The 24,043-nt window shown below is 40.6% G+C and carries 21 protein-coding genes; 13 read left to right on the top strand and 8 right to left on the bottom strand.

Features of this window, described 5'->3' with window-relative positions; all coding sequences use genetic code 11:
• The first annotated feature begins 82 nt into the window (after positions 1–82).
• Positions 83–442: a hypothetical protein gene (locus L3V42_RS00875; protein ID WP_238471009.1), complete on the top strand. Its 360-nt coding sequence runs from the start codon at positions 83–85 to the stop codon at positions 440–442.
• Here the strand turns inward: L3V42_RS00875 and coaW are convergent.
• Complete coding sequence (gene coaW / locus L3V42_RS00870; protein ID WP_238471008.1) at positions 374–1,174, bottom strand: type II pantothenate kinase; 801 nt, start codon at positions 1,172–1,174, stop codon at positions 374–376. The two genes, L3V42_RS00875 and coaW, sit on opposite strands and share 69 nt — an antisense overlap.
• Before the next feature lie 181 nt (positions 1,175–1,355).
• Here coaW and L3V42_RS00865 point away from each other — a divergent pair, with 181 nt between their 5' ends.
• The 7 genes from L3V42_RS00865 to L3V42_RS00835 all read left to right on the top strand — a co-directional run bounded on the left by L3V42_RS00865 (position 1,356) and on the right by L3V42_RS00835 (position 7,653).
• Positions 1,356–1,997: a 5-bromo-4-chloroindolyl phosphate hydrolysis family protein gene (locus L3V42_RS00865; protein ID WP_235763514.1), complete on the top strand. Its 642-nt coding sequence runs from the start codon at positions 1,356–1,358 to the stop codon at positions 1,995–1,997.
• A complete protein-coding gene (locus L3V42_RS00860) occupies positions 1,997–3,157 on the top strand; it encodes a toxic anion resistance protein (protein ID WP_235763515.1) in 1,161 nt (386 codons plus the stop codon). Before L3V42_RS00865 ends, L3V42_RS00860 begins: the two co-directional genes overlap by 1 nt.
• 192 nt (positions 3,158–3,349) lie before the next feature.
• Entirely contained in the window at positions 3,350–4,336 is a 987-nt protein-coding gene (locus tag L3V42_RS00855; RefSeq protein WP_235763516.1) for an NAD(P)H-dependent flavin oxidoreductase, read from the top strand.
• A 12-nt stretch (positions 4,337–4,348) separates the two neighbouring features.
• On the top strand, positions 4,349–5,122 hold the full coding sequence (locus L3V42_RS00850; protein WP_238471007.1) for an enoyl-CoA hydratase/isomerase family protein: 774 nt from the start codon (positions 4,349–4,351) through the stop codon (positions 5,120–5,122).
• Positions 5,123–5,132: 10 nt separating this feature from the next.
• Positions 5,133–6,083 (top strand): MBL fold metallo-hydrolase, encoded by a 951-nt coding sequence (locus L3V42_RS00845; protein ID WP_310739844.1) that lies wholly within the window; start codon positions 5,133–5,135, stop codon positions 6,081–6,083.
• 289 nt (positions 6,084–6,372) lie between these two features.
• Positions 6,373–7,197, top strand: coding sequence for an aldo/keto reductase (locus L3V42_RS00840; RefSeq protein WP_238471006.1), 825 nt, complete (start codon positions 6,373–6,375; stop codon positions 7,195–7,197).
• 15 nt (positions 7,198–7,212) lie between these two features.
• Positions 7,213–7,653, top strand: coding sequence for a hypothetical protein (locus L3V42_RS00835; protein ID WP_238471005.1), 441 nt, complete (start codon positions 7,213–7,215; stop codon positions 7,651–7,653).
• A 74-nt stretch (positions 7,654–7,727) separates the two neighbouring features.
• Here L3V42_RS00835 and L3V42_RS00830 read toward each other — a convergent pair whose 3' ends face one another.
• Entirely contained in the window at positions 7,728–9,815 is a 2,088-nt protein-coding gene (locus tag L3V42_RS00830) for an RNA degradosome polyphosphate kinase (RefSeq protein ID WP_238471004.1), read from the bottom strand.
• 105 nt (positions 9,816–9,920) lie between these two features.
• The gene (ppx, locus tag L3V42_RS00825; RefSeq protein WP_235763521.1) at positions 9,921–11,465 is read right to left on the bottom strand and encodes an exopolyphosphatase; all 1,545 of its coding nucleotides are present in this window, start codon (positions 11,463–11,465) and stop codon (positions 9,921–9,923) included.
• 263 nt (positions 11,466–11,728) lie between these two features.
• Between ppx and L3V42_RS00820 the strand changes: the two genes are divergently transcribed.
• The 3 genes from L3V42_RS00820 (at position 11,729) to L3V42_RS00810 (ending at position 16,746) form a co-directional block, all read left to right on the top strand.
• Positions 11,729–13,624, top strand: a complete 1,896-nt coding sequence (locus L3V42_RS00820; RefSeq protein ID WP_235763522.1) for a PrkA family serine protein kinase — start codon at positions 11,729–11,731, stop codon at positions 13,622–13,624.
• A gap of 558 nt (positions 13,625–14,182) precedes the next feature.
• A complete protein-coding gene (gene yhbH, locus L3V42_RS00815; RefSeq protein WP_238471003.1) occupies positions 14,183–15,352 on the top strand; it encodes a sporulation protein YhbH in 1,170 nt (389 codons plus the stop codon).
• The gene (locus tag L3V42_RS00810) at positions 15,349–16,746 is read left to right on the top strand and encodes a SpoVR family protein (RefSeq protein WP_255771087.1); all 1,398 of its coding nucleotides are present in this window, start codon (positions 15,349–15,351) and stop codon (positions 16,744–16,746) included. The genes yhbH and L3V42_RS00810 overlap by 4 nt, the downstream gene beginning before the upstream one ends.
• Positions 16,747–17,101: 355 nt before the next feature.
• On the opposite strand, the gene L3V42_RS00805 is transcribed toward L3V42_RS00810, so the two are convergent.
• Together L3V42_RS00805 and L3V42_RS00800 are read right to left on the bottom strand one after the other, a co-directional pair.
• Complete coding sequence (locus L3V42_RS00805; RefSeq protein ID WP_238471002.1) at positions 17,102–17,578, bottom strand: GNAT family N-acetyltransferase; 477 nt, start codon at positions 17,576–17,578, stop codon at positions 17,102–17,104.
• Entirely contained in the window at positions 17,578–18,576 is a 999-nt protein-coding gene (locus L3V42_RS00800; protein WP_238471001.1) for a YcjF family protein, read from the bottom strand. Before L3V42_RS00800 ends, L3V42_RS00805 begins: the two co-directional genes overlap by 1 nt.
• A gap of 126 nt (positions 18,577–18,702) precedes the next feature.
• On the opposite strand from L3V42_RS00800, the gene L3V42_RS00795 reads away from it, so the two are divergent.
• On the top strand, positions 18,703–19,665 hold the full coding sequence (locus L3V42_RS00795) for a dipeptidase (protein ID WP_238471000.1): 963 nt from the start codon (positions 18,703–18,705) through the stop codon (positions 19,663–19,665).
• 12 nt (positions 19,666–19,677) lie between these two features.
• Here the strand turns inward: L3V42_RS00795 and L3V42_RS00790 are convergent, their stop codons facing one another.
• Positions 19,678–20,535: a YitT family protein gene (locus L3V42_RS00790; protein ID WP_238470999.1), complete on the bottom strand. Its 858-nt coding sequence runs from the start codon at positions 20,533–20,535 to the stop codon at positions 19,678–19,680.
• Between the two features lie 123 nt (positions 20,536–20,658).
• Positions 20,659–21,753: a branched-chain amino acid aminotransferase gene (locus tag L3V42_RS00785; protein WP_235763528.1), complete on the bottom strand. Its 1,095-nt coding sequence runs from the start codon at positions 21,751–21,753 to the stop codon at positions 20,659–20,661.
• 750 nt (positions 21,754–22,503) lie between these two features.
• Here L3V42_RS00785 and L3V42_RS00780 point away from each other — a divergent pair.
• Positions 22,504–23,292 (top strand): HAD family hydrolase, encoded by a 789-nt coding sequence (locus L3V42_RS00780; protein ID WP_238471436.1) that lies wholly within the window; start codon positions 22,504–22,506, stop codon positions 23,290–23,292.
• Positions 23,293–23,370: 78 nt separating this feature from the next.
• On the opposite strand, the gene L3V42_RS00775 is transcribed toward L3V42_RS00780, so the two are convergent.
• Positions 23,371–23,775, bottom strand: a complete 405-nt coding sequence (locus L3V42_RS00775; protein WP_235763529.1) for an SDR family oxidoreductase — start codon at positions 23,773–23,775, stop codon at positions 23,371–23,373.
• Between the last annotated feature and the right edge of the window lie 268 nt (positions 23,776–24,043).

The following is a 24,043-nucleotide window of genomic DNA, read 5'->3' as shown; positions in this document are numbered from 1 at the left end:
TCAATAGAGTAGCAAATAGAGTCTGGAAAATCCAGTGTGTAATAGATTCAATCATGATTTATAATGAAGGGAGATATGCTTTATGAGAGTTTGGCTTGCTATTTATTTTACTTTTTATGGATGTGGGCTTACTCCAGAAATTGGTGTTGTCGACCGGATGGAAGAAGATAAAGCTGTTATTTTATTAGAAAAAACCGGAGAAGAATTAATCATCGATAAAAAAAGCCGCCGTATGATGGTGCATGAAAATAACTGGCTGCTTCTTGTCCGCCTAAACAATACCCCTGTCATCTTGGCGGAGTTAGCCGGTCAAGCTGACCGGCAACAGAAAAAGAGTCATGCATTAATAGAGGAATTAAGAGAAAGGAGCCCATTATTCCACCATAGCTCCAATCGCACCAGCGTATGCTCCTTTATCCAAAAATATTGGCTCATACGCTAACATCTCACGAAAAATTGACAGTACATCCCGCAATGGTTTATTCCCTTGTATCGTACTGCCGATGAAAACTACTTTCCTTACATCTTTACTGTTCATCACGGTTGCGGCAAGAGAAATAATCACTTCACCAATTAGTTGTGTTAGGGCACGCAATTGGTCGGCTTGCGAGCTTTCATTTAGAAACTGTATTTTACCAAAGTTCGCTGCTGTCAGTTCCTGCGTGAGTGGTGCATGTTGTTCTCCGTATATATCTTTAACGAGTAGGTCAACATGGTAATGATTCCCTGATGCACTAAGTTCAACAAGCTCACGAAAGGTTTTCCCGCAGCCTGCAAGAAGTGATCCGATTCCTAACCATGTTCCGCCACCAACCCCGCTCCCAAGCACGCGTTCAAATTCTCCATTGTTGACGTGAAATATAGAAGTGCCTGTTCCAATATTAACGAGAATGTATTCTTCTGGTACGTTTGTTTCTTTGCTCAGCAAATAATCTGTCCCTCGGACAATGGACGGGAATTCAGCAGTTGTTACAGTTGGCTGCTGGAGTATTTTTGACAGTTCCTCCCATCTCCCGCCTGTACCATAAACATGTGTATCTGGAGCAAGCATATGGAGCCAATTCACGAAAGAGTTTTTATCCTGATACGGATATGTTTTCACATGCAGCTGACTTTGCTCGACATAAGCAAGTTTGATCAAAGAGCCACCAGCATCAATTCCTATTCGTTGCATCTTTTTCCTCCTAAAGTAATAATCTAAAAACGCTCATGAACATCTAATTGTCATTATCTAGGTGTAGTTATTTCTCGTCAAGTCAGGTAAAATAGATTTAAGTGAAACTTTATACTTGGCTTTGTCGTATTAGTGGTAGAGTGTTCATACAGGGCGTGTATTTTATTATAGGAGTGATGTAATGAAAGCATTTTTCGAATTTGTTTTACGACAGGCGGCGGCTTTCACTGCAACAGGGGTTATCTGGTTGATCAGTTTTTTCGCCTTTTCGCAAATTTTTCTCCTTTCCACGGCGTACGCACTTGTCTGTGGGGTCGTCACCTATTATGCTGTAAAACATTTACAGATTTCCCGCGACGCAAAACGGCATGGACTGACACGGAAGGAATATAAATTCATTTCCGGGAACTTGAAAGAAGCGAAAGCAAAAGTCATCCGGCTGCAACGTGCCTTGGTGCAAGTTCGTCCACTGGGCAATGCGAAGGAGAACTTTGAAATTCTTCGCACCGTAAAAAGGATTTACACAAATACAAAACGTGAACCGTGGAGGTTTTTCAAGGCGGAAGCGTTTTTCTATAAGCATCTCGATTCGTTAGTTGAAATCACGGAAAAATATGCTTACCTTTCTAAACAACAGGTGAAATCAAGGGAAATGAGTGAAACAATGCGGGATTCGAGACTCGCAATTATCGTTCTTGGTCAAACTGTAAATAAAGACCTTCGCATTATGCTGAATGATGATGTCGATACATTGCATTTTGAACTTGACGTAGCGAAGAAAACATTACAAAAACCGAAGAAAACGAATGGGAGGGTTATCTGATGGCTGAAGAGAAAAAGAATGAATTTGAATTGGACGAGCTGCTGGCTAATCCGTTCGGCAGTGAATCCGCAGATAAGGAAATCAGCGAAGTGGAGACAGAAACAGATGTAAAGGAAAAAAGGCTTGTCGATGTATTGCCGGAAGATAAGAAAAAACGTGCTTTACAACTTGCAGAACAAATTGATCCAGCGAACTTTCAAAGTGTATCCCTATACGGAACAGAAGCACAATCCAAGCTGATGGATTTTTCCCATGATATGTTGGATCATGTGAAAAATAGTGATATCGGGGAGATTGGTGGCATCTTATCCGACCTCATGAAGAAACTCGAACAAGTTGATCCGGATGATTTGCGGACAGATAATCGAGGATTTCTTGCCAAGATTTTCAATCGCGTATCAAGTTCTGTGAATCAAGTCCTATCCAATTATCAAAAGACCGGGGCACAAATTGACAGGATTAGTGTGAAGCTTGATCGGGGCAAAAATGAACTGACGAAGGATAATAAATTGCTGGAGCAACTCTTTGTAAAAAACAAAGAATACTTTGATGCCTTAAATATTTTTATCGCAGCCGGAGAAGTGAAGATTGATGAGCTCCGAACGAAAGAAATTCCCGCCCTTAAAGCAAAAGCGGAAGCAAGCCAAAATCAAATGATGGTTCAGGAAGTAAATGATTTGATTCAATTTACCGACCGCCTGGAAAAGCGCACCCATGATTTGAAGTTAAGCAGACAGATTACCATTCAGAGTGCCCCGCAGATTCGGCTCATTCAGAATACGAATCAAGCACTCGTTGAAAAAATTCAATCCTCAATACTAACGGCAATTCCACTTTGGAAAAACCAAATTGCAATTGCACTCACATTACTGCGCCAACGGAATGCAGTCGAAGCGCAAAAGCTTGTTTCCGAAACAACGAATGATCTCATGTTGAAGAACTCGGAACTGCTGCGCACGAATACGATTGAGACAGCGAAAGAAAATGAGCGTGGTCTCGTCGATATTGAAACACTTAAGAAAACACAGGAAGATTTAATTTCCACGATTGAAGAGACACTTACAATTCAAGCAGAAGGCAGAGAGAAGCGCCAACAGGCAGAAAAAGAAATGATTGTAATGGAAGAGGAAATGAAACAGAAATTATTAGAATTGAAATAAGGAGTAGGGTCAGTTTGAGAGTTGTATCAAATGACCCTATTTTTTTAGTGAAATCACTTGACAATAAAAATATGAAAATTTAGAATTAGAATAATACATGAAATGCAGATTGTGCACATTTCTATTTTTTTGCAGAATAATGAATGAACATTCACTCGAAAACTAGCAGTAGTAAAAGGGGGATTATATTCCATGACAAATGAAGTAACGAAAAAGTTGCTGCGGGGGGTTAAACTGCCGGTTATCATGGCGCCGATGTTTCTTATTTCCAATCCGAAAATGGTGCTGGAGGCATGTGCTGAGGGGATAATCGGTACATTTCCAGCTCTGAATACACGGACAACCGAGCAGTTGGATGATTGGATGCGAGAGATTACGGAAGGCTTACAGTTAAGAGGAAAAGAAGGCAAAGAATTAGCTCCATGGGGAATCAATTTTATTAGCCACCGTTCGAATAAACGATTTAAAGAAGATCTAACTTTGATTAAAAAGTATAAACCACCGCTTGTGATTACGTCACTTGGCGACCCGAGTCCTGTCGTAGCAATTGTGAAAGAATATGGCGGCATCGTTTTAAGTGATGTTATTGATATGAAATTTGCGAAGAAAACTTTAGAAAAAGGAAGTGACGGGCTTGTCCTCGTCGCAGCTGGAGCGGGCGGGCATGGTGGCAGATTGAATCCGATTGCGTTCATGCATGAAATCCGGGAATTTTTCGACGGACCAGTTGCATTATCAGGCACGTTATCAAAGGGAGAAGATATCCTCGTTGCAGAGACACTTGGAGCTGATTTTGCTTATTTCGGTACGAAGTTTATTCCTGCCAAGGAAAGCAGTGCAGCTGATGATTACCGTAAGATGATTATCGACTCCACGCTATCCGATATTACGTATACACCCGCCTTTAGTGGAATTCATGCCAATTACCTTACGAAAAGTATTGTAAATGCTGGTCTTGATCCAGAACAGCTTCCCGAAAAAGGAAAAATAGATATTTCTGAACTTGGTAACCCAGATGTTAAGGCATGGCGAGATATTTGGGGAGCAGGTCAAGGGGTGGGGCCGGTTAAAAAAGAACAGCCGGTAAAAGAGATCATAACCGAGTTGCAAGAAGAATATTTAAAAGCGAAAGAAAAAATTGCAAATGAATATCAACAAGCAGTCCAGCAATTGAAATAAGGGGGAGAAAAGATGAAGGTTGTAAAGGTGAAAAAGGAAAATCGTATTGCTTATATTACAATGAATCGGCCAGATAAACGGAATGCTTTATCCTATGAACTCGTAAATGATGTCATCGAAGCATTAATAGATGCGGAAGAAGACCGAGCAATTCGCGTTGTTATTCTATCTGGGGAAGGAAAAGGATTTTCAGCAGGTGGTGATTTAGAGACAATTCACGCTCTGAATGAATCCGCCTCCATAATGAAGTATATGAAACGGGCTCTTGAAATTGTTCAAACAATCCGCAAGATGGACACATACGTCGTCGCCGCTGTAAATGGTTTCGCTGCAGGTGCCGGGTTCAGTATTGCGATGGCAGCGGACTTTATTGTAGCGGAAAGTGAAGCGACATTCGTTAGCAGTTTTTCAAACATCGCGCTGATTCCTGATCTAGGATTAATGAAAGTTCTCACCGATAATGTTCCGCGACCCTTAGTGAAAGAGTGGATTTCTGCAGCCAAACCAGTGACTGCGGATGAACTAAAAGCTTGGGGACTTGTAAATCATGTTGCAAAAGAAAGTCTGATACAAGAAGCGAATGATTTTGCCCAATTCATTGTAGACGGACCGCCACTTGCAAATCGGTTTGTAAAACAATTCGTCAACCATGCTGACAAACTAAATTATGAAACGAGTGACTTACAAGAAACAGCGATTCAAACACTGCTCCTCCAATCAGAAGATAATAAAGAAGGGATTGCAGCATTTTTTGAAAAACAAAAACCAAACTTTATAGGAAACTAAGGTGGAAGGAATGGAGAGAATGTTAGAAGAATATGGTTTACAGCTTATTCGACTTGAGTTGCCTTTTCGTCTGAATCATGTGAACTGTTTTCTTGCAGAAGGGATAGATGGCTATACGGTCATTGATACCGGCCTGCATAATGAGAAGACAGTGAAACGCTGGGAAGAAGAGCTTGCTGGAAAAGAAGTAAAACATCTGATTATAACGCATTATCACCCAGATCATTACGGATATGCAGGAAGTTTTCAAGAAAGGTATGGTACGAGCGTTTCCATGTCCCAAATTGATGCGGAAAATGGGTTGTTCAGCTGGGAAAAGGAACTTCTCACCAAACTTGGAAAGTATTATAGATTATCAGGTATTCCAGAGCAGATTGCGAGGCAAATGATTGAGAACACGGAAGCGTTTGTCCCGCGGGTACAACCTTATCCGACCATCTCGCATTATTTGGAAGAAGGGGAAAAAATCGTTCTTGGAAAATATGAATATGAAGTTATTTTCACCCCGGGCCATTCGGAAGGACTCGTCACTTTTTATAATCAGGAAAAAAATACACTGCTAAGCACCGACCATATTCTACCAAAGATTACACCGAATATTTCTCACTGGTTCCATGGTGATCCAAATCCGCTTTCAAGTTATTTCGATTCATTGGACAAAATTGCTGCACTTGAGGTGGACTTCATTATCCCGTCACATGGCAAACCGTTTCATGAAGGGCATTTACGCGTATTGGAATTAAAAGCGCATCATTACGAAAGGCTTGAAGCTTTGCACGAAATTATTCAGGCAGGTCGAACGGTTTATGAAGCCTGTGAACAGCTTTTCAATAAACAATTAAATATCCATGAAACACGGTTCGCAATTGGAGAAACCCTTGCCCACCTGGAATATCTCCGTTTAAATGGAGGATGTCAAAGGGAACAGCAAGGAGAAGTATATGTATACCGTGCAGATTAATTGTTTTCTTAACTTGCCTTTCCTCACTGCATAGAAAATGAAGAGCTACTGTTTTTAGTCAACTGCAGTTATCAGCACCATTCATGCCCGCTCTGTGCTCAAGCAGTCGGAGTGCTCCAGTTTGTACGTTGCTGCGACTACTGGATGCGCTAGTACAAGCGTTGCGAAACGAATCGCGAACCTAGCCTGTAAGGGCGCTTCTGCCTTTGCTTTCCAATTTGTTAGAAGTAAGAAAATAATGATAAGATAGAAGATGGAAGAAACAATGAATGGGAGGATAACGATAACGATGATTAATAATTTACAAGATACGGTAACTTTAAACAATGGCGTAAAAATGCCTGGGTTTGGACTCGGCGTATTTAAAGTAGAAGACGGTGATACCGTAATCAATGCGGTAAAAGATGCACTTGCTGTAGGATATCGTCTGATCGATACAGCTGCTGTTTACGAAAATGAAGAGGGCGTTGGAAAAGCAATTAAAGATTCAGGAATTGCAAGAGACGAAATCTTTGTTACATCGAAAGTGTGGAACGATCAACAAGGATATGAATCTACATTGCAAGCTTTCGATGAATCATTGGAAAAGTTAGGACTTGATTATCTTGATCTCTACTTGATTCATTGGCCGGTATCCGGAAAATATAAAGACACATGGCGTGCATTGGAAAAACTTTACCGGGATAAAAAAGTACGTGCCATAGGAGTAAGCAATTTCCATGTGCATCACTTGGAAGAATTACGAAAAGATGCAGAAGTAAAACCGGTAGTGAATCAGATTGAATTCCATCCGCATTTGACGCAACGTGATGTCCTAGCGTACTGTAAAGAACATGATATTCAAATGCAAGCATGGTCTCCACTCAAAAAGGGGCGTATTTTCGATGAGCCATTACTTGTTCAGATTGCGGAAAAATACGGAAAAACAGTCCCGCAAGTACTTTTACGCTGGGACTTGGACCAGGCAGTTATGACCATTCCAAAATCCATTAATAAAAAGCGGATGATTGAAAACGCTGATATCTTTGATTTCAAGCTTACTGCTGAAGAAGTCGAACAAATTGCCGAGATGAACATTAACGAACGTACCGGCTCCAACCCAGATGATTTCTAAGGAATATACGAACACATGCGGAAAATGATTATTTTACTAGCTGCTGCTGCCTTTCTTTTAACCGGTTGTTTTAATCCGGCATCTGTTTCTGTTGTGGAAGATATGTATGAAGAGGCATTGTTGGAAGATGAGGCAGCGGTCGCAGCTTATTTTAATAAAGAATTTTTAAGGGAGTATCCGATTGAGGAACTCGCAGATGAACTGGCAACCCAAGTTCGTAACGTAGAAGGGATTAAACTATTAAATGCAATTGAACTTACTGGAAAGCGACTGAACCCGGAAATCGCGGCTGAACTGGACGATACATACGAAGAGCGTTGGCATTATATTGTCAATGATGCAGGTGAAGGAGATATCATGACGTGGATTGTTTTGAAAACTTCAACCCATTATGAAATTACGGACGGAAAAAAGGTTACGGCCGATTATTACAATAAGCATATAAAAAATGAATAGAGCGTTTTTGAACCATTAAAAAAGCGAAGACTGCTATATTCATCATATCAGCATGAGTATAGCAGTCTTCGTTTTTATTTATTTTCTCGCATTTCATAAGCTAATTTAAACAATTCCATTTGGCTGGAAATAGCACGTTCTTCCGGTTTTCTTTTTACATAATCATAAACCCCGTTGGCATGTTGTTCTCTTGCTTTTACATTATCCTTTAAAGTTAATTCAAGCACGTTCTTAATCCGTAACTTTATTCTTTCATCATAAATTGGAAATAACAACTCGATCCGCTTTTCCATATTTCTTGTCATCATATCTGCAGATGAAAGGAAAATACGCTCTTCCCCGTTACTGTGGAAATAAAATATCCGGCTATGCTCCAAATAACGGCCGACAATGCTTCGTACTGTAATATTTTCACTAACATTTTTAATGCCGGGTTTCAGACAACAAATCCCCCTGACGATCAAATTGATTTGTACACCTGCTTGACTTGCTTTATATAATTTTTCAATTAAAATTTTATCAGTCAATGAATTCATTTTTGCAATAATATGTCCGTTTCCTTTTTGCTTGTGAAATTCTATCTCTTCCGTAATATAGCGAATGAAATCATTCCGGATATCAAATGGTGCCATAGCCAAATGATGAAACTTCGGTCTCTCTGTATAACCGCTTAAATAATTGAAAAAATTTGTAGCGTCAATCCCTACTTTACGTTTCGTCGTAATGATGCCGATATCGGTGTAGACTTTCGCTGTCGAATCATTATAATTACCGGTTCCAAAGTGGACAAATCGTTCGATCTTGCCTTGGCGTTTACGGACGATAAGGGTAATTTTACTATGAGTTTTCAGGGAATGCATCCCATAAATAACGTGGCAACCAGCTTTTTCAAGTTCCTTTGCCCACTGAACGTTTTGTTCTTCGTCAAAACGAGCCTTTAATTCCACAAGGACGGTCACTTGTTTTCCATTTTCAGCTGCAAGTTTAAGGCTTTTGATAATTGGCGACTTGCGGCTTACCCGATAAAGGGTTTGTTTTATCGCTAAAACGTCTGGATCATCTGCAGCACCTTCTAATAACTCTACAATCGGATCGAATGATTCATATGGATGATGCAGAAAAATATCCCGTTTCAAGGCTGCTTCAAATACGGATTCATCTTCATGAATATCCTTCGGCTGTTGAGGCATAAGCGTTCGGTAAATAAGATGTTCATGGTCCATCTGAATCGTTTTGATGAAATCAACGAGAAAGGTTAAATCTAGCGGGCCATCAACAAGATACAAGTCATTCGGATGTATCTCCAAAATATTCAATAAAAAGTTTACGACGTTAGCGTTATATTTCTCCTTTCTCACTTCGAGACGAACGGCAGCTCCCCATTTCCGTTTCTTAATTTCTTTCTCAATCACTTTTAAAAGATCGCGGGCCCCTTCTTCATGAATGGTTAAGTCAGCATTCCGCGTAATCCGGAATTCCGTAATGAAACGGACTTCATACCCTTTGAATAATTTATACATGAAATGAGAGATGATTTCTTCTAGTGCGACATAGCTATGCCCTGAATGGATTCGGATGTATCGACTGAGCAATGCAGGAACTTGGACAATCGCATGTCTTTCTGTTTCTTGGTCATACGTATCTTGCAGTACAACGGCAAGATTCAGTGACTTGTTGGATATGATCGGAAAGGGACGATAGGCATCAATTGCGAGTGGGGTCAGTACTGGGAAAATCTGTTCATCAAAATAATGTTCCAGACAAGTGAGCTCTGTTACAGAAAGCTCTATAATGGAGAGCATGTTAATGGATTCTTTCTTTAATTGATTCTGGATCTCTTTGAAAATCTTGTATTGACTGCTAACGAGTGTTTTATTATATTCTCCAATTTGCTTCAGCTGTTCTTTCGGAGTAAGACCTGCTTTGTTTTCGGGTTTATTGAAGCCAGCCCTTACTTGGTCCTTCAGTCCAGCGACTCGGACCATAAAAAATTCATCTAAATTGGAAGAGAAGATAGCAATAAAACGTAATCTTTCAATAAGTGGATTATTCACATCAAAAGCTTCATCCAATACTCGCTTATTAAAAGACAACCAGCTTAGCTCTCGATTATTGAAATATGCAGGCTGATCAAGTGACTTGTTTTTATCTATCTTGAGCATAGCCATCCACCTTTACTTTAGCAGTAGTAACAAATATTTTATCCCGGTATTACCGTCTGTAAAACTTCCACTGATTGAAGTTTTACTTTATACTATTCCATTATACTAACTTTTCAGTACAGGTATTGTAAAATTTATATGAACATTTCGATCCAGGGCTTTTTCCAGATGTTTTTTCTGTTTTTCCGCTTGGTATTGTTCTGGCATAAAATCCTGATTGCAATATACATCGAGGTAAATGTCCCGCTTGGTTATTTTTAAATCAAAATCGGTGACGACTTGTCGTTTCGTCGCGTCCAGGCAGTACATAAATTTTAGCAGTGCTCCAAGTGTGTATAGTTTTTCCTGTTCTTTATCTGACAACCAATCGGTAAAAGACTGCATATATTGCTGGAAAGCAGTTTTATTTTTAAAAGATGCAAGCAAGGCTAATTTTAGACGTTCGATATGCAAAAGACCATCAATCGTTCGGTTGGCAAGAAGATAAAAGCTATGCTGCGAACTGGATTCCGAATCGATATAATTGCCAAGATTATAGACATAGCATCCGAGTTGTAAATATTTCCAATCGGAAGAAGTGAGTTCACCGACCTGCAGCTCCGCCAATCCTTCAAGAAGCTTCTTCGATAACATTGCAATATGCTGGATTTGCTCCCGGTTAAGATTATATTCATAAACAAGTTCAAGAATACTGTCCTTGAGCACATCCGGATATAAATTTTCATCTGCATTCGCAGCTAAATGCTCATAAAAGACCCCATCCCGGAGTCCTTTTCTACTTAAAATAAACCCTTTCGCTTTCATAAATTGATAAATGGTTAAAAACACGAAAGAAGCAGGGACAATCGTATCAGCCCGTTCCTTTGAAAGCCCTTCTATTTTTTCCAGGCCACTTTCATTGAAATTAGCTAAATACCGGCAGACTTTCTCAATTGCTTTATCTGTCATCAAATATTGGTGTAAGCCTGCGAGCGGATATTTAACGAGTTGCTGATGAACTTGAACAAGGTTTCTCGCGCTTCCTCCAATTGCAATCAATGGTACAGCTTTCCCTTTTATCCAGTTCAACGTTTTTAATTGGCTCCTTAAAAATTCCTGAAGTTCGTGGATTTCTTTACGGGTAGGCTTCGCACTGTTGAAAAATTGCTTCAACGTCAATGCACCGAAAGGGAAACTGTGAGCATGTACGATACGTCTGTCTTTAAAATAAGTAATTTCGGTACTGCCACCACCAATATCAATCGTTATTCCTTCATTAATTGTTGTGGAATTGACCACTGATAGGTAGCCGTAGTATGCCTCCTCTTTTTCTGAAAGGATGCGAAGTTTCCAGCCGGTTGCTTCATAGACCTGTTCACAGATTTCTGCTTGATTCTTGGCTTGCCTTACCGCGGCCGTTGCGACACAAATAAATTCCGTAAGCTCATAGTTATGAACTACTTCTCGAAAACTCGTTAAGGTACGAATAAGTTTTTCAATTCCTTTGTTGTTCATCACATTATCTTCTGTTAGATAATTTCTTAGTCTTGCCATCGCTTTTACATTCTCCACTTCATGAAGACGAAGGGAGTGATCTTGCGCGTAAATTACAAGGCGAATGGAGTTGGAGCCGATATCAATGATAGAATAATAGCTTTTTTTCACTGTCATCTAAACACCTTCTTTGTTAAAAATGTAAAACGTATATCCTACTTGGATAGGAATTTCTAAGATTGAACAAGAGCTGCTGATGCTTCATAAAGCTTCCGGAACCTCATCGGCTGTTGTTTCTTAATATACCCATAATTTTAGGCGATTCATACCTTTTTCGGCAAAACTATTGATTGACTTCCGGTTCCTTAAATTCCGGGGTAATGTTAACCCCCTGTCCGGCATAGGATATATAAATCGCTGCTATCATGGAGGGAGTAACTATGGAAATTCTAAATAAAGTTCGAGCGTACCGCGAAGAAGAAAGCCGTTTACGATGGGAAGGAACATTTGCTGAGTATCTTGAGATTGTCAAAGAAAGACCACATGTCGCTCAATCTGCTCACTCCCGTATATATAATATGATTAAAGATGAAGGATTCACCGAAGAAAATGGCAGGAAAACCTATCAATTTTTCGGGGATGATATATTCGGATTGGAAGAAGCGATTGAGCGGCTTGTCGAGGAGTATTTTCACCCGGCAGCCAAGCGTTTAGATGTAAGGAAACGAATTTTATTATTAATGGGACCGGTAAGTGGCGGAAAGTCGACGATTGTGACACTGTTGAAGCGTGGTTTGGAAGAATATACCCGAACAGATGCAGGTGCCGTTTATGCAATCAAAGGATGTCCAATGCATGAAGATCCGCTCCATTTAATTCCACCGCACTTGCGTAAAGAATTTCAAGAGGAATATGGTATTCGGATTGAGGGTAGTTTATCTCCATTAAATACGATGCGTCTTGAAAAAGAGTATGGTGGACGAATTGAGGATGTACGGGTGGAACGAATCTTTTTCTCAGAGGATAAGCGGACTGGAATTGGTACATTCAGTCCATCCGATCCGAAATCCCAAGATATTGCTGATTTAACAGGAAGTATTGATTTTTCTACTATTGCTGAGTATGGTTCAGAATCTGATCCGCGGGCATATCGTTTTGATGGTGAATTGAATAAGGCAAACCGTGGAATGATGGAGTTTCAGGAGATTTTGAAATCCGATGAGAAGTTCTTATGGCACTTATTATCGTTAACGCAGGAAGGGAATTTTAAGGCGGGAAGATTCGCCTTAATCTCGGCGGATGAAATGATCATAGCCCATTCGAATGAGACGGAATATCGCTCCTTTATTGCCAATAAAAAGAACGAAGCGCTTCATTCGAGAATTATTGTGATGCCCATTCCATATAATCTCCGGGTGAGTGAAGAAGAGAAGATTTATGAAAAAATGATCATGGAAAGTGATATAGCAGATGTTCATATCGCTCCGCATGCCTTAAGGGTTGCAGCAATTTTCTCTATATTGACTCGCTTGAAGGATTCAAAAAAGCAGGGAATCGACCTCGTGAAGAAAATGCGTCTTTATGATGGAGAAAATGTTGAAGGATTTAATCGAGTCGATATTGAAGAGCTCGGGCGTGAGCATCAAGATGAAGGTATGTCAGGAATTGACCCACGTTATGTGATTAATAGAATTTCTTCTGCTATCATCCGTAAAGAAGTTCCGTCCATTAATGCATTAGATGTACTGCGTTCTTTAAAAGATGGGCTTGATCAACATCCGGCGATATCAAGAGAAGACGCGGAGAAATATATGAATTATATTGCTGTTGCCCGCAAGGAATACGATGAGATTGCCAAAAATGAAGTTCAAAAAGCATTTGTCTATTCCTATGAGGAATCGGCAAAGTCTTTACTTGATAACTATCTCGATAATGTCGAGGCCTATTGTAACAAGAATAAGCTGCGTGATCCATTAACTGGGGAAGAGATGAATCCAGATGAAAAACTCATGCGCTCAATTGAGGAGCAAATTGGAATTTCTGAAAACGCGAAAAAAGCCTTCCGGGAAGAAATATTAATTCGTTTATCTGCTTATGCAAGGAAAGGAAAACGGTTTGATTATAATTCCCATGAACGGCTCCGAGAAGCAATTCAAAAGAAATTATTCGCCGATTTAAAAGACGTCGTAAAAATTACGACTACCTCCCAGACACCGGATGAGAATCAGCTGAAAAAAGTAAACGAGGTCATCGCCCGCTTAATTGATGAATACGGCTATAACTCTACCTCTGCCAACGAACTGCTTCGTTACGTTGGAAGCTTACTAAACCGTTAAGATTACACTTTCATTCAGCGTAAGTGTTTTGCACGTTCATTTAGTTCGGAGCATTAATCGTCGTCCAGTTGCCCCGTGGACGGATGCGCATCCTTAGGCACTGCTAGAGCTCCTCGGGCTCGCGCCCTGCGGGGTCTCCAGGCTCGTGCTTTTCCTGCAGGAGTCACCGTCCACCGGGCAACTGAACTGGGAGAGATGATTATTTTAAATATAAATTATTCCGCCACGATAAGGATTATACTTTCCCGGTACATTAAACAGTGATTCCAATATGGCATTTCCTCGTAGCAGTCCAGACACCTCGAGACTCCTGCGGGAGGATAGGCTTGGTGAGACCCCGCAGCAGGCTTGCCTGCGAGGAGGCTCACCAGCCGCTCAGCAGGTGCGAGAGGTGTCTGGACTGCGGACCTTCAGAAGTGATTTTTGGACACTTACGTTGAATGAAAACAATAGTTATTAGATTGGAAAGTTGGGTTATGAGGGAAACGAATGATCCTGAAGATGAATAGGATATAACAAGCAGTCTGCATTGCGAATGGAATATGAAGGAGGAGAAGGATGGGAGCAAAGCCAAACAAGCAGCAATTTATCGTTTCCAAGGAAAATTGGTCTCTCCATCGTAAAGGCAATCAGGATCAGCAACGCCATTTAGATAAGGTCCGAGAAGCGATCAAAAATAATCTCCCTGATTTAATAAGTCAGGAGAACATTATTCTTTCCGATGGCAAAAATGTCGTGAAAATTCCAATCCGTTCCCTTGATGAATATAAAATCCGTTATAACCATGATAAAACAAAACATGTCGGTCAAGGGGATGGCGACAGTCAAGTCGGTGATGTAATTGCCCGCTCAGGAAATGAAGAAGGAAAAGGCAGTGGAGAGAAGCCGGGAGACCAGCCAGGAGAGGATTTTTATGAAATGGAAGTATCTCTCGCTGATATTGAAGATGCATTATTAAAAGAGCTGGAACTGCCGAATTTAGCGGAAAAAGAAACCGGGGAAATGGTGACGGAGAACATTGAATTTAATGATATCCGTAAGAAAGGTCTTATGGGGAATATCGATAAGAAACGGACAATTTTATCTGCCCTGAAACGGAACGCGACAGAAGGTGAGGCAAGCATCACACCGATTCATCCCGATGACTTACGTTTTAAAACATGGAATGAAGAAGTGAAGCATGAATCAAAGGCAGTAGTCCTTGCGATGATGGATACGAGTGCATCTATGGGAACATTTGAAAAGTATATGGCACGCAGTTTCTTTTTCTGGATGAATCGCTTTTTAATAAAAAAATATCAGACAGTCGAATTTGAATTCATTGCTCATCATACGATGGCAAAGGTTGTTTCAAAGGATGAATTTTTCTCGAAGGGTGAGAGTGGGGGAACGATTTGTTCTTCCGCCTATATGAAAGCACTGGAGCTGATTGAGGAAAAATATCCACCGTCCCGCTATAATATTTATCCGATTCACTTTTCCGACGGGGAGAATATCACCTCAGATAATGTGAAATGCTTAAAATTGGTTGATGAGTTGCTTGATGTATCTCAAATGTTCGGATACGGGGAGGTAAATAGTTATAACCGTTATTCGACATTGATGAACACGTATCAGACGATCAAGCATCCGAACTTTCGCTATTACCAGCTCAGGGAGAAACAAGATGTGTATCCTGCACTAAAAAGCTTTTTCTCACGGATGGAAACGAGGGAGGGATCCCGTTGATAGAGAATAAGGAATTAGAGTATGCAATAAGTGAGATTACAGAAGTTGCAGAAGGCTTTGGTCTCGATTTTTACCCGATGCGCTATGAAGTTTGTCCGGCAGATATAATTTATACCTTTGGCGCTTACGGAATGCCTACTCGTTTCAATCACTGGAGCTTTGGTAAACAGTTTCATAAAATGAAGCTTCAATATGATCTTGGTTTAAGTAAAATTTATGAACTCGTCATTAATTCTGACCCTTGTTACGCTTTTTTACTTGATACGAACTCACTTGTGCAAAATAAAATGATTATTGCCCATGTACTCGCCCACTGTGACTTTTTTAAAAACAATGTCAGGTTCTCAAATACGCGCCGGGATATGGTGGAAAGTATGACGACGACGGCAGAGCGAATCGCAGCGTACGAGATGCGGTACGGGAAAAAAGAGGTTGAGGATTTTCTCGACCGGGTACTCGCCATCCAAGAGCATATCGATCCGTCCCTCATGCGTGGTGAACAGGATTACGAAGAGAAAGAAACAAAGCTAGAGCAAAAATCTACGCCCTATGATGATTTATGGGGTCTTGATGAAGTAGAAAAAGAAAAGCCTGTCGTCCGAAGAGAACGGAAGAAATTCCCGCCGAAACCTGAAAAAGATTTACTTTATTTTATCGAACAACATAGCCGGGAACTCGAGGAGTGGCAACGCGATATTTTAACAATGCTCCGGGATGAGATGCTTTATTTCTGGCCGCAGCTTGAAACGAAAATTATGAATGAAGGCTGGGCATCATACTGGCATCAGCGTATCATGCGTGAACTCGATTTAACGAGTGCCGAGACGATTGAATATGCTTCATTAAATGCTGGAGTCTTACAGCCATCCCGCACCTCGATTAATCCGTATTATTTAGGAATCAAGATGTTTGAGGAGATTGAGGAAAGATATAACGATCCGACAGAAAAGATGCTTGCCCGTGGCGTGAAACCAGGAAGCGGACGAGAAAAAATGTTTGAAGTTCGGGAAATCGAGTCAGACATTTCGTTTATCCGGAATTATTTAACGAAAGAAATGGTGGAGCGCGAAGATATGTATTTGTTTGAGAAAAAGGGAAGGGATTACCGGGTATCTACAAAGGAATACGAACAAGTCCGAGATCAGCTCGTTTCCATGCGCGTGAATGGTGGGTTCCCATATCTTACTGTCGTGGACGGTGACTATAACAGAAATGGAGAACTTTATCTCATGCATCATTATGAAGAAACAGAGCTTGACTTGCCATATCTTGAACATGTGCTGCCATATGTTTATGAACTCTGGGGCAGACCGGTCCATCTTGAGACGATTGTAGAAGACCGCGATATTCGATTCAGCTGCTATGGAGAAGAAGTTAAAAAGAAATTTTTATAAATTGTTCCTATTAGTCAAGCTGGATTGCAACCCAGTCTATTTCCGGCTTTGACTGTTCTGCTTTTGTGGTATAATAATCCCCAATAATTAAGTAGGGGGAGAAAGCGATGGAAGTTCAAGATATATTTAGTAATTTGCCTACATTGGAATCAGGGCGGCTTCGGTTAAGAAGAGTAAAACCAAACAGACTTGCAAGCGATGTACAGGTTACAATATGAAGGAACCCTACACAAGGCGCGGGTAATCAAGAGGAAGAATCAAGATATAAAAATGTATGCCATCATTCGTTAGCTATTAAGTAACGATAGCATAAGGCTGGGACGTCCTAATCTTTGAAACATACGTCCCAGCCATATTATAATTTCTTAATGTACCAAGCATTACAAGCGTTATGCTCGGATCCGGAAAGCGGTTTTTCAAGCTTGATAAATCCGAACTTTTCATATAGCCGATTGGCAGCGGTAAGGGATTCGAATGTCTCCAAATAGCACTGGGAATAATGTTTGCCAGCAAATTCCAGTGCTGTTTGTATCAGCTTTTTGGCAATACCTTGGCCCTTGATAGCTGGAGCAAGGTAGAGTTTTTGCAGCTCTCCTATACCGGCATGATTGCCAAAGGGGCCAATGCCAACACCGCCAACCGCTTCATCGTTTTCATCTGCAGCAACCCAATAGTTTGCAGCCGATTCTGCTTGATAAAATTGATAAAGCTCACCAAGATAGGGATCAAAATAAGCAGTCCCGGAAATATTTAACTTTTCAAACTCAAGTGATTGTTTAATGATTGCTTCGATTTTTTTATTGTCCTTTTCCTGGATAGTACGAATCCGCATCATTTAACTCCTTTGCTTTTTTCTTTAAAGAAATCATACAAGGAGCCAAGTGTTTTCGCGTCTAGTTCGATATCATTTTCATAGGCGTATTTTACAGCATAGCCTAGCGCTAACGTCATTCCGCCTGCGATGCTTCCGCCAGCGACAGAGCCGGCACCTGGTATGAATTTAACAACTTGCCGGAATAACGTTTTCCCGATATTCCCAGTTATCGTCGCTAAGATTAACTCCTTCGCTTTTGCTTTTGATAAAGGTTTTTCATAAAGGATAGCAAGTCTTACCATCAGTCCAACCTGGATACCGGTTAAAGGTACAAAGTCAGAGCCGGGAATCGGTGCTGCTCCGACAGCTGTAGCAGATCCGGACGCTGTAAGGATCCATTTATTTGCTGTTGAAGATTTTTCTTTGATCAGCCGTGCAAATTGGACTTCTTTATGCTTTTTTTGCAGGATATCCAGAATTTCATTACGCAATTTATCGATATTCTCTCCGGTCCTTGAGGATATAGGCACCACCTTGGACCCTGAGCTCGTATGTTTTTTAATATACCGGATGAGTCCAGGGATATCGTCTGCTGCATCAATTTTATTCAGAACGAACAGAATATCCTTATTCGCTTTTCGAATCGTTTCAAAGGAACGTAATTCACCTTCTGATAAAACGGTTCCTGCTGCGTTTAAGAAAAAGAGTACGACATCCGCTTCTTTATAAAATTTCAATGTTTCTTCCGAATGCTTTGCTTCAATATCATCTAAACCAGGGGTGTCGACAAAGATGATTTTATCGCGGTATACATAACGGTCGATATTGGTTGTTTCTCCTGGTTTTGCTCCGACTTCAGCAACTTCATCACCTATCAGCTGATTAATGGTTGATGACTTTCCGGTGTTGACGTCGCCGATCATCGCAAATAAAATTTCTTTTTCAAGTTCTGCATTGACCTTTTCTGTTTCCTCTTCAAAAGCTTGATTAAAATCTTTTTCATTATATTGCTCCAAGCGAATCACACTCCTTTTTCTTATTTTAGCAAATTATTTATATTTAAGATAGAAATCATCGATCCTTGTCGAATCTTTGTGCTCGGTTTAAACTTGAATTACTATTAACGAAGGGAGAGATTAAAGTTGTATGTTATCGATACCCATTGTGATGCTTTGTTAAAATTACAGATGGCAAAAAGACGTGTGGAATATGATGCGCCACTCCATTTTCGTAAATCAGCTGAATTGGGGACGAATTTGGAACGTTTAAAAACAGGCGGAGTCCGAGTGCAATTTTTCGCTATATTTATTCATCCTAGTATCCCGACGGATGAACAATGGCAACATGCTCTGGAACAAGTCGATCTTTTTCATTCGGAAATTATCGGAAAAAATCCGGAGATGAAACATATTAAGAGTTTTACCGAAATAAATCATTTAAAACAAGGAGAAATCGGTGCCGTTCTCACGCTCGAGGGTGCCGAGTGTATCGGGAATGATCTAATGAAACTTAAAACACTTTACCGACTTGGAGTATTATCAGTCGGATTGACATGGAATGATGCAAATCTTTGTGCTGATGGGGCAGGGGAAGTGCGCGGTGCTGGGCTGACAGCTTTCGGGAAAGAAGTTGTCGCGCTTAATAATGAAAACCGAATACTTACGGATGTTTCCCATTTATCTGATGCTGCTTTCTGGGATGTGCTTGAACATGCTCATTACCCGTTTGCCAGCCATTCCAATGCAAGGGCAATTTGCAACCACCAACGTAACCTTCCAGATGATGCAATACAAGCATTGATTGGAAAAGGCGGATTTATCCATACGGTTTTCAATCCGCCATTTATTCGGGAAAATAGTACAAAAGCAACCATTTCCGATTTTATTAAACATATTGATCATCTATGTGCTCTGGGTGCGGAAAAACATATTGGCTTCGGTTCAGATTTTGATGGAATAAGCACTTTTATCGACAATCTATCCCATGCTGGCGAATACCAAAACTTAATAAATGGACTCCTTAAATTCTACTCGGAGGAAACCGTAAAAGGATTTGCTTATAACAACTTCATGAATCAAATTAAAAAAATAGAAGCCGAGGGGTAATCCCCAGTGCTTCTATAGTTTTTGACCGTAATATTTATCAATTGAAAAGCCGCGACCGAGAATTTCAGAAGCGTTCAGAAAGATAACGAATGCATTTGGGGTTTCTTTTTGCAGGATTTTCTTTAATTCGACAGCTTCATGTTGTTCCGTTACACATAACAACATCGTTTTATCCTGATTCGAATAACCACCGACCGTACGGACTTTCGTTAATCCCCGGTCAATTTCCTCTTTAATGATCCGCTGAATTTTCTCTTCTTCCTCACTAATAATAAGAATGAGTTTCGTCGCAGAAGTCCGGAGCTGAACAAAGTCGATAGCCTTACTCGATATGAAAATGGTCATTAAGGCGAATAATGTCAGTTCTAAACTGAAAACGAATATGGAAGTGATAACAACAAATCCATCGACAAGCAGCTGGGCATAGCCGCTTGAAAGATTCGTGAACCGTTTCATAATTTGCGCTAAAGCAGCGGTCCCGCCAGTAGAACCATTCCCTTTATACACAATGCCAAGTCCGGCACCGAGAAGGATCCCGCCGTAAACTGCACCGAGTAATGGGTTCGTAATTGTGAGCGTAATATCCTGAGTTAAATAGATGATAAAAGGAACCCAAAATGTCCCAGCCAACGTTTTTAATCCAAAGTCACTTCCCATCGTAAGCCAGCCAATTAGGAAAATCGGAATGTTTATTGCGATTTGCGTAAAGGCAGGGCTAAGCTCATACATTTCAAAGAGCAAGGTAGCTACCCCAGAAATTCCACCTGCAGCAAGCTTTGCAGGAAGTAAAAACATATTGTAGGTTACTCCGACAATTGTTGCACCAAGAATAATATAGAAATACTGAGTAAGTTGATTTTGATTTTGCATCAAAGTGTTTCCTTTCTAATTATAATGACCGTTTCTACTTTATCATTCGTAGAGCAAAGCGTAAATAGTCAGAGGAGAGAAATAAAAAAATCTCCAGCATAAAGGCTGGAGATGAATGATTATTTATTGATTTACTTTTGCTTTTTCTGTTACAGGTACATTCCAGTTGAATGGGTCATCAAGTTTTCCGTATTGGATTCCGGTTATCGTATCATAAATTTTCTTAGAGATTTCACCGGTTTCGCCATCGTTGATACGATATTCTTTACCATTCCAGCTAAGCATGCCGATTGGTGAAATAACTGCTGCTGTCCCGGAGCCGAAAGCTTCTTCCAGCGTACCGTCCGCGTGAGCATCAGCAAGCTCCTGCATACTCACTCTGCGTTCAGATACCGGAATGTTCCAATGTTTCAGCAATTGAATAACAGAGTCACGAGTCACCCCTGGTAAAATACTGCCATTTAATGCAGGCGTAATTACTTCTCCATTGATTTTAAAGAATACGTTCATACTGCCGACTTCTTCAATATATTTTCTTTCGACCCCATCAAGCCAAAGTACTTGAGAATAGCCATCCTTCGCTACGTCTTCCTGGCCTTTTAGCCCTGCTGCGTAGTTTCCGCCTGTCTTCGCCTCACCTGTTCCACCTTTTACAGCACGGACAAATTTGCTTTCAACTGCGATTTTTACAGGATTGATACCTTCTTTGTAATAGGAACCTACTGGTGAAAGAATGATGATGAATTTATAATTTCGAGATGGTGCGACACCTAGAAACGGTTCCGTTGCAATGATAAACGGACGAATATAGAGGGAAGTACCATCTGCATCCGGCACCCAATCCTTATCGATTTCAACTAGTTTTATTAATGCTTTCAAGACAAACTCTTCGTCAATTTCTGGAATAACAAGTCGTTCATTGGATTTATTCATACGTTCAAAGTTTTTACTTGGACGGAATAGTTGAACCTCATCCGATTCCGTGCGAAATGCTTTTAATCCTTCAAAAACCGATTGGCCGTAATGGAATACCATGGCGGAAGGGTCAACCGTAAGCGGCTGATATGGTAGAATTTTAGCATTATGCCACCCGAGCTCATCGGAATAATCCATTACAAACATATGATCCGTAAAAGCCCTGCCAAATTCTAATTGATCAGTCATAGGTTTTTCCTTAGGTGCGGTGTTCTTCTCGACTTGTATTGACTGTACTTCCATATCTCTATCTCCTTATTCAACAAAGTTTCCCTTAATGATAAGCGATTTTTCAGATTTTAGCAAGAGAATTTTTTGACTCTTTATTTTTTTGAGTCATCGGCGGATCTCACGGATATTTTGTATCCTTTTGTTGGGGGTGATTGTTTTATGACAGTATCAGCATGTGCCAGTCCAACTGAATAAAGTTCCGTTTTATGCTAAAGTAAGGTTACCCAACTAGCGTACCCTAAAAAGCTAATCACTCTCATTCAGCGTAAGTATCCGAAACTGAAACTCTCTTTTGGAGGTCCGCAGTCCAGACACCTCTCGCACCTGCTGAGCGGCCGGCCAGCCTCCTCGCGCTATCGCGCTGCGGGGTCTCTCGCCAGGCCTATCCTCCCGCAGGAGTCTCGAGGTGTCTGGACTGCTTAGTGGAAAGGTCAAATTTTGAACGCTATTTGATATTCCTGGAATATAACCTGTATTGAGACGGATTAACTTCTATTTATCATAACAATCTTACCAGTTTAGTTGCCCGGTGGACGGTGACTCCTGCGGGAACAGCACGAGCCTGGAGACCCCTTAGTGCTCAGCCCGAGGAGCTCCGGCAGTGCCCAAGGATGCGCATCCGTCCACCGGGCAACTGAACGGCGATTAGAACTCCAGTCTAGAGAATGAGCAAATCACTCACGCTGAATGAAAGCGATTGGGAATTTTTAGGTGTGAAAGTTGGGTAAGGTTAGTTTACTTGAGTTGAAGGGAGAACGAATGGTGATTAAGACGATTGTATTTGATTTGGATGATACGTTGCTCTGGGATGAAAAAAGTGTGCAAGATGCGTTTGCAGCTACGTGTAAAGTAGCACAGGAAAAGTACGATTTAGATCCAGTAGAACTGGAGAAATGTGTGCGGGCAAATGCAAGAGAAATTTATGCATCGTATCCTACATATGAATTTACACAGATGATTGGCATTAATCCGTTTGAAGGATTATGGGGCGAGTTCCCGGATGAAGGCGGCATGTTCCCGGAACTACGTAAAATTGTTCCGGAATATCGGAAAGAAGCGTGGACAAGAGGTCTCAAAGATCTTGGTATTGATGATGTAGCATTTGGTGCCGAGCTCGGCGAAACGTTCCCGAAAGCAAGGAAAACAACGGCGAAGCTTTATGACGATACATTACAATTACTCGAGTGCCTGCAAGGGAAATATGAACTTGTTTTATTAACGAACGGTTCACCTGCCTTGCAGAATATCAAGCTTGATTTAACACCTGAGCTTGTACCGTATTTCGAACAAATTATTATTTCCGGTGCTTTTGGCAAAGGAAAGCCGGATGTAGCGATTTTTGAACATGTATTGGAACTTATCGAAAAAGATAAACAGGAAGTCATCATGGTTGGAGATAATTTGAACACAGATATACTTGGAGCAGTACAAACGGGAATCACTTCCGTCTGGATCAACCGTAAAGATGCTAAACCTGAGAAAGTCAAACCTCACTATGAAATCAACGAACTTATGGACCTTTTACCGCTGCTGGAGAAGATAAATAATTAAGTATTGCCCCTTTGGTTGTCCGATCCAAAGGGGTTTTTTAGGAAAATAATATTTTAAAGTATTTTCTGCGTTGACCGCTTAGTTAAACACCATACCACCATCCGTGAGAATATTTTGACCAGTAATATAATCAGAATCTGAAGAAGCGAGGAAAGAAACAAGGTTTGCTACATCTTCTGGAGTTTGAGAACGGCCAAGTGCAATTCCTTCCGTGAATTTCGCAAATGCTTCTCCCTTCTTCGTCCCCATATGTTCCATCATCTTTTCATCCAGCCGTTCCCACATACCCGTTCCTACGATACCAGGATAATAGGAGTTGACCGTAATTTTATGGGGGGCTAATTCTTTCGCTGTTTCCTCTAGTACAGATTCATTCACATCACTTAATACGACACGAAAACCATCACTTGCTAAACGTGATGCTAATTCTTTTCCAATTCCTTGTGCCGCTCCTGTGATTACTACTGCTTTTTTTTCACTCATATTCTGTTCCTTCTTGGTATTCGAATAATTATTTCCTGATTACGATTGGAATTCATTATGATTATATTCTTTGTAGTAATTCGGATAATATGTATTTGCAAACGTTATGTTATGACACATTCATCCGTAACCAAAAAATATTTATTAATTTGTCGAAAATGTTAATTTACCCGGTTTTTTCGAGCCTATTTTATAGCGAAAAACAAATTAATACATTGAACTATTTGAAAATTAATCTTATAATGATTCGAAAATGAAAGGTGGAGAA

Source organism: Oceanobacillus alkalisoli (genome assembly GCF_022213125.1).
Taxonomy (GTDB): domain Bacteria; phylum Bacillota; class Bacilli; order Bacillales; family Amphibacillaceae; genus Oceanobacillus; species Oceanobacillus alkalisoli.
This window is presented reverse-complemented; position numbering and strand designations above follow the sequence as displayed.

Bases quoted from the DNA above. Each gene is read 5' to 3' on its own strand.
- L3V42_RS00835 (WP_238471005.1), top strand. From the start codon at position 7,213: ATGCGGAAAATGATTATTTTACTAGCTGCTGCTGCCTTTCTTTTAACC.
- L3V42_RS00845 (WP_310739844.1), top strand. From the start codon at position 5,133: ATGGAGAGAATGTTAGAAGAATATGGTTTACAGCTTATTCGACTTGAG.
- L3V42_RS00840 (WP_238471006.1), top strand. From the start codon at position 6,373: ATGATTAATAATTTACAAGATACGGTAACTTTAAACAATGGCGTAAAA.
- L3V42_RS00855 (WP_235763516.1), top strand. From the start codon at position 3,350: ATGACAAATGAAGTAACGAAAAAGTTGCTGCGGGGGGTTAAACTGCCG.
- ppx (WP_235763521.1), bottom strand. From the start codon at position 11,465: ATGACAGTGAAAAAAAGCTATTATTCTATCATTGATATCGGCTCCAAC.
- coaW (WP_238471008.1), bottom strand. From the start codon at position 1,174: ATGCAACGAATAGGAATTGATGCTGGTGGCTCTTTGATCAAACTTGCT.
- L3V42_RS00830 (WP_238471004.1), bottom strand. From the start codon at position 9,815: ATGCTCAAGATAGATAAAAACAAGTCACTTGATCAGCCTGCATATTTC.
- L3V42_RS00790 (WP_238470999.1), bottom strand. From the start codon at position 20,535: ATGCAAAATCAAAATCAACTTACTCAGTATTTCTATATTATTCTTGGT.
- L3V42_RS00820 (WP_235763522.1), top strand. From the start codon at position 11,729: ATGGAAATTCTAAATAAAGTTCGAGCGTACCGCGAAGAAGAAAGCCGT.
- L3V42_RS00865 (WP_235763514.1), top strand. From the start codon at position 1,356: ATGAAAGCATTTTTCGAATTTGTTTTACGACAGGCGGCGGCTTTCACT.
- L3V42_RS00860 (WP_235763515.1), top strand. From the start codon at position 1,997: ATGGCTGAAGAGAAAAAGAATGAATTTGAATTGGACGAGCTGCTGGCT.
- L3V42_RS00785 (WP_235763528.1), bottom strand. From the start codon at position 21,753: ATGGAAGTACAGTCAATACAAGTCGAGAAGAACACCGCACCTAAGGAA.
- yhbH (WP_238471003.1), top strand. From the start codon at position 14,183: ATGGGAGCAAAGCCAAACAAGCAGCAATTTATCGTTTCCAAGGAAAAT.
- L3V42_RS00775 (WP_235763529.1), bottom strand. From the start codon at position 23,775: ATGAGTGAAAAAAAAGCAGTAGTAATCACAGGAGCGGCACAAGGAATT.
- L3V42_RS00850 (WP_238471007.1), top strand. From the start codon at position 4,349: ATGAAGGTTGTAAAGGTGAAAAAGGAAAATCGTATTGCTTATATTACA.
- L3V42_RS00875 (WP_238471009.1), top strand. From the start codon at position 83: ATGAGAGTTTGGCTTGCTATTTATTTTACTTTTTATGGATGTGGGCTT.
- L3V42_RS00805 (WP_238471002.1), bottom strand. From the start codon at position 17,578: ATGCGGATTCGTACTATCCAGGAAAAGGACAATAAAAAAATCGAAGCA.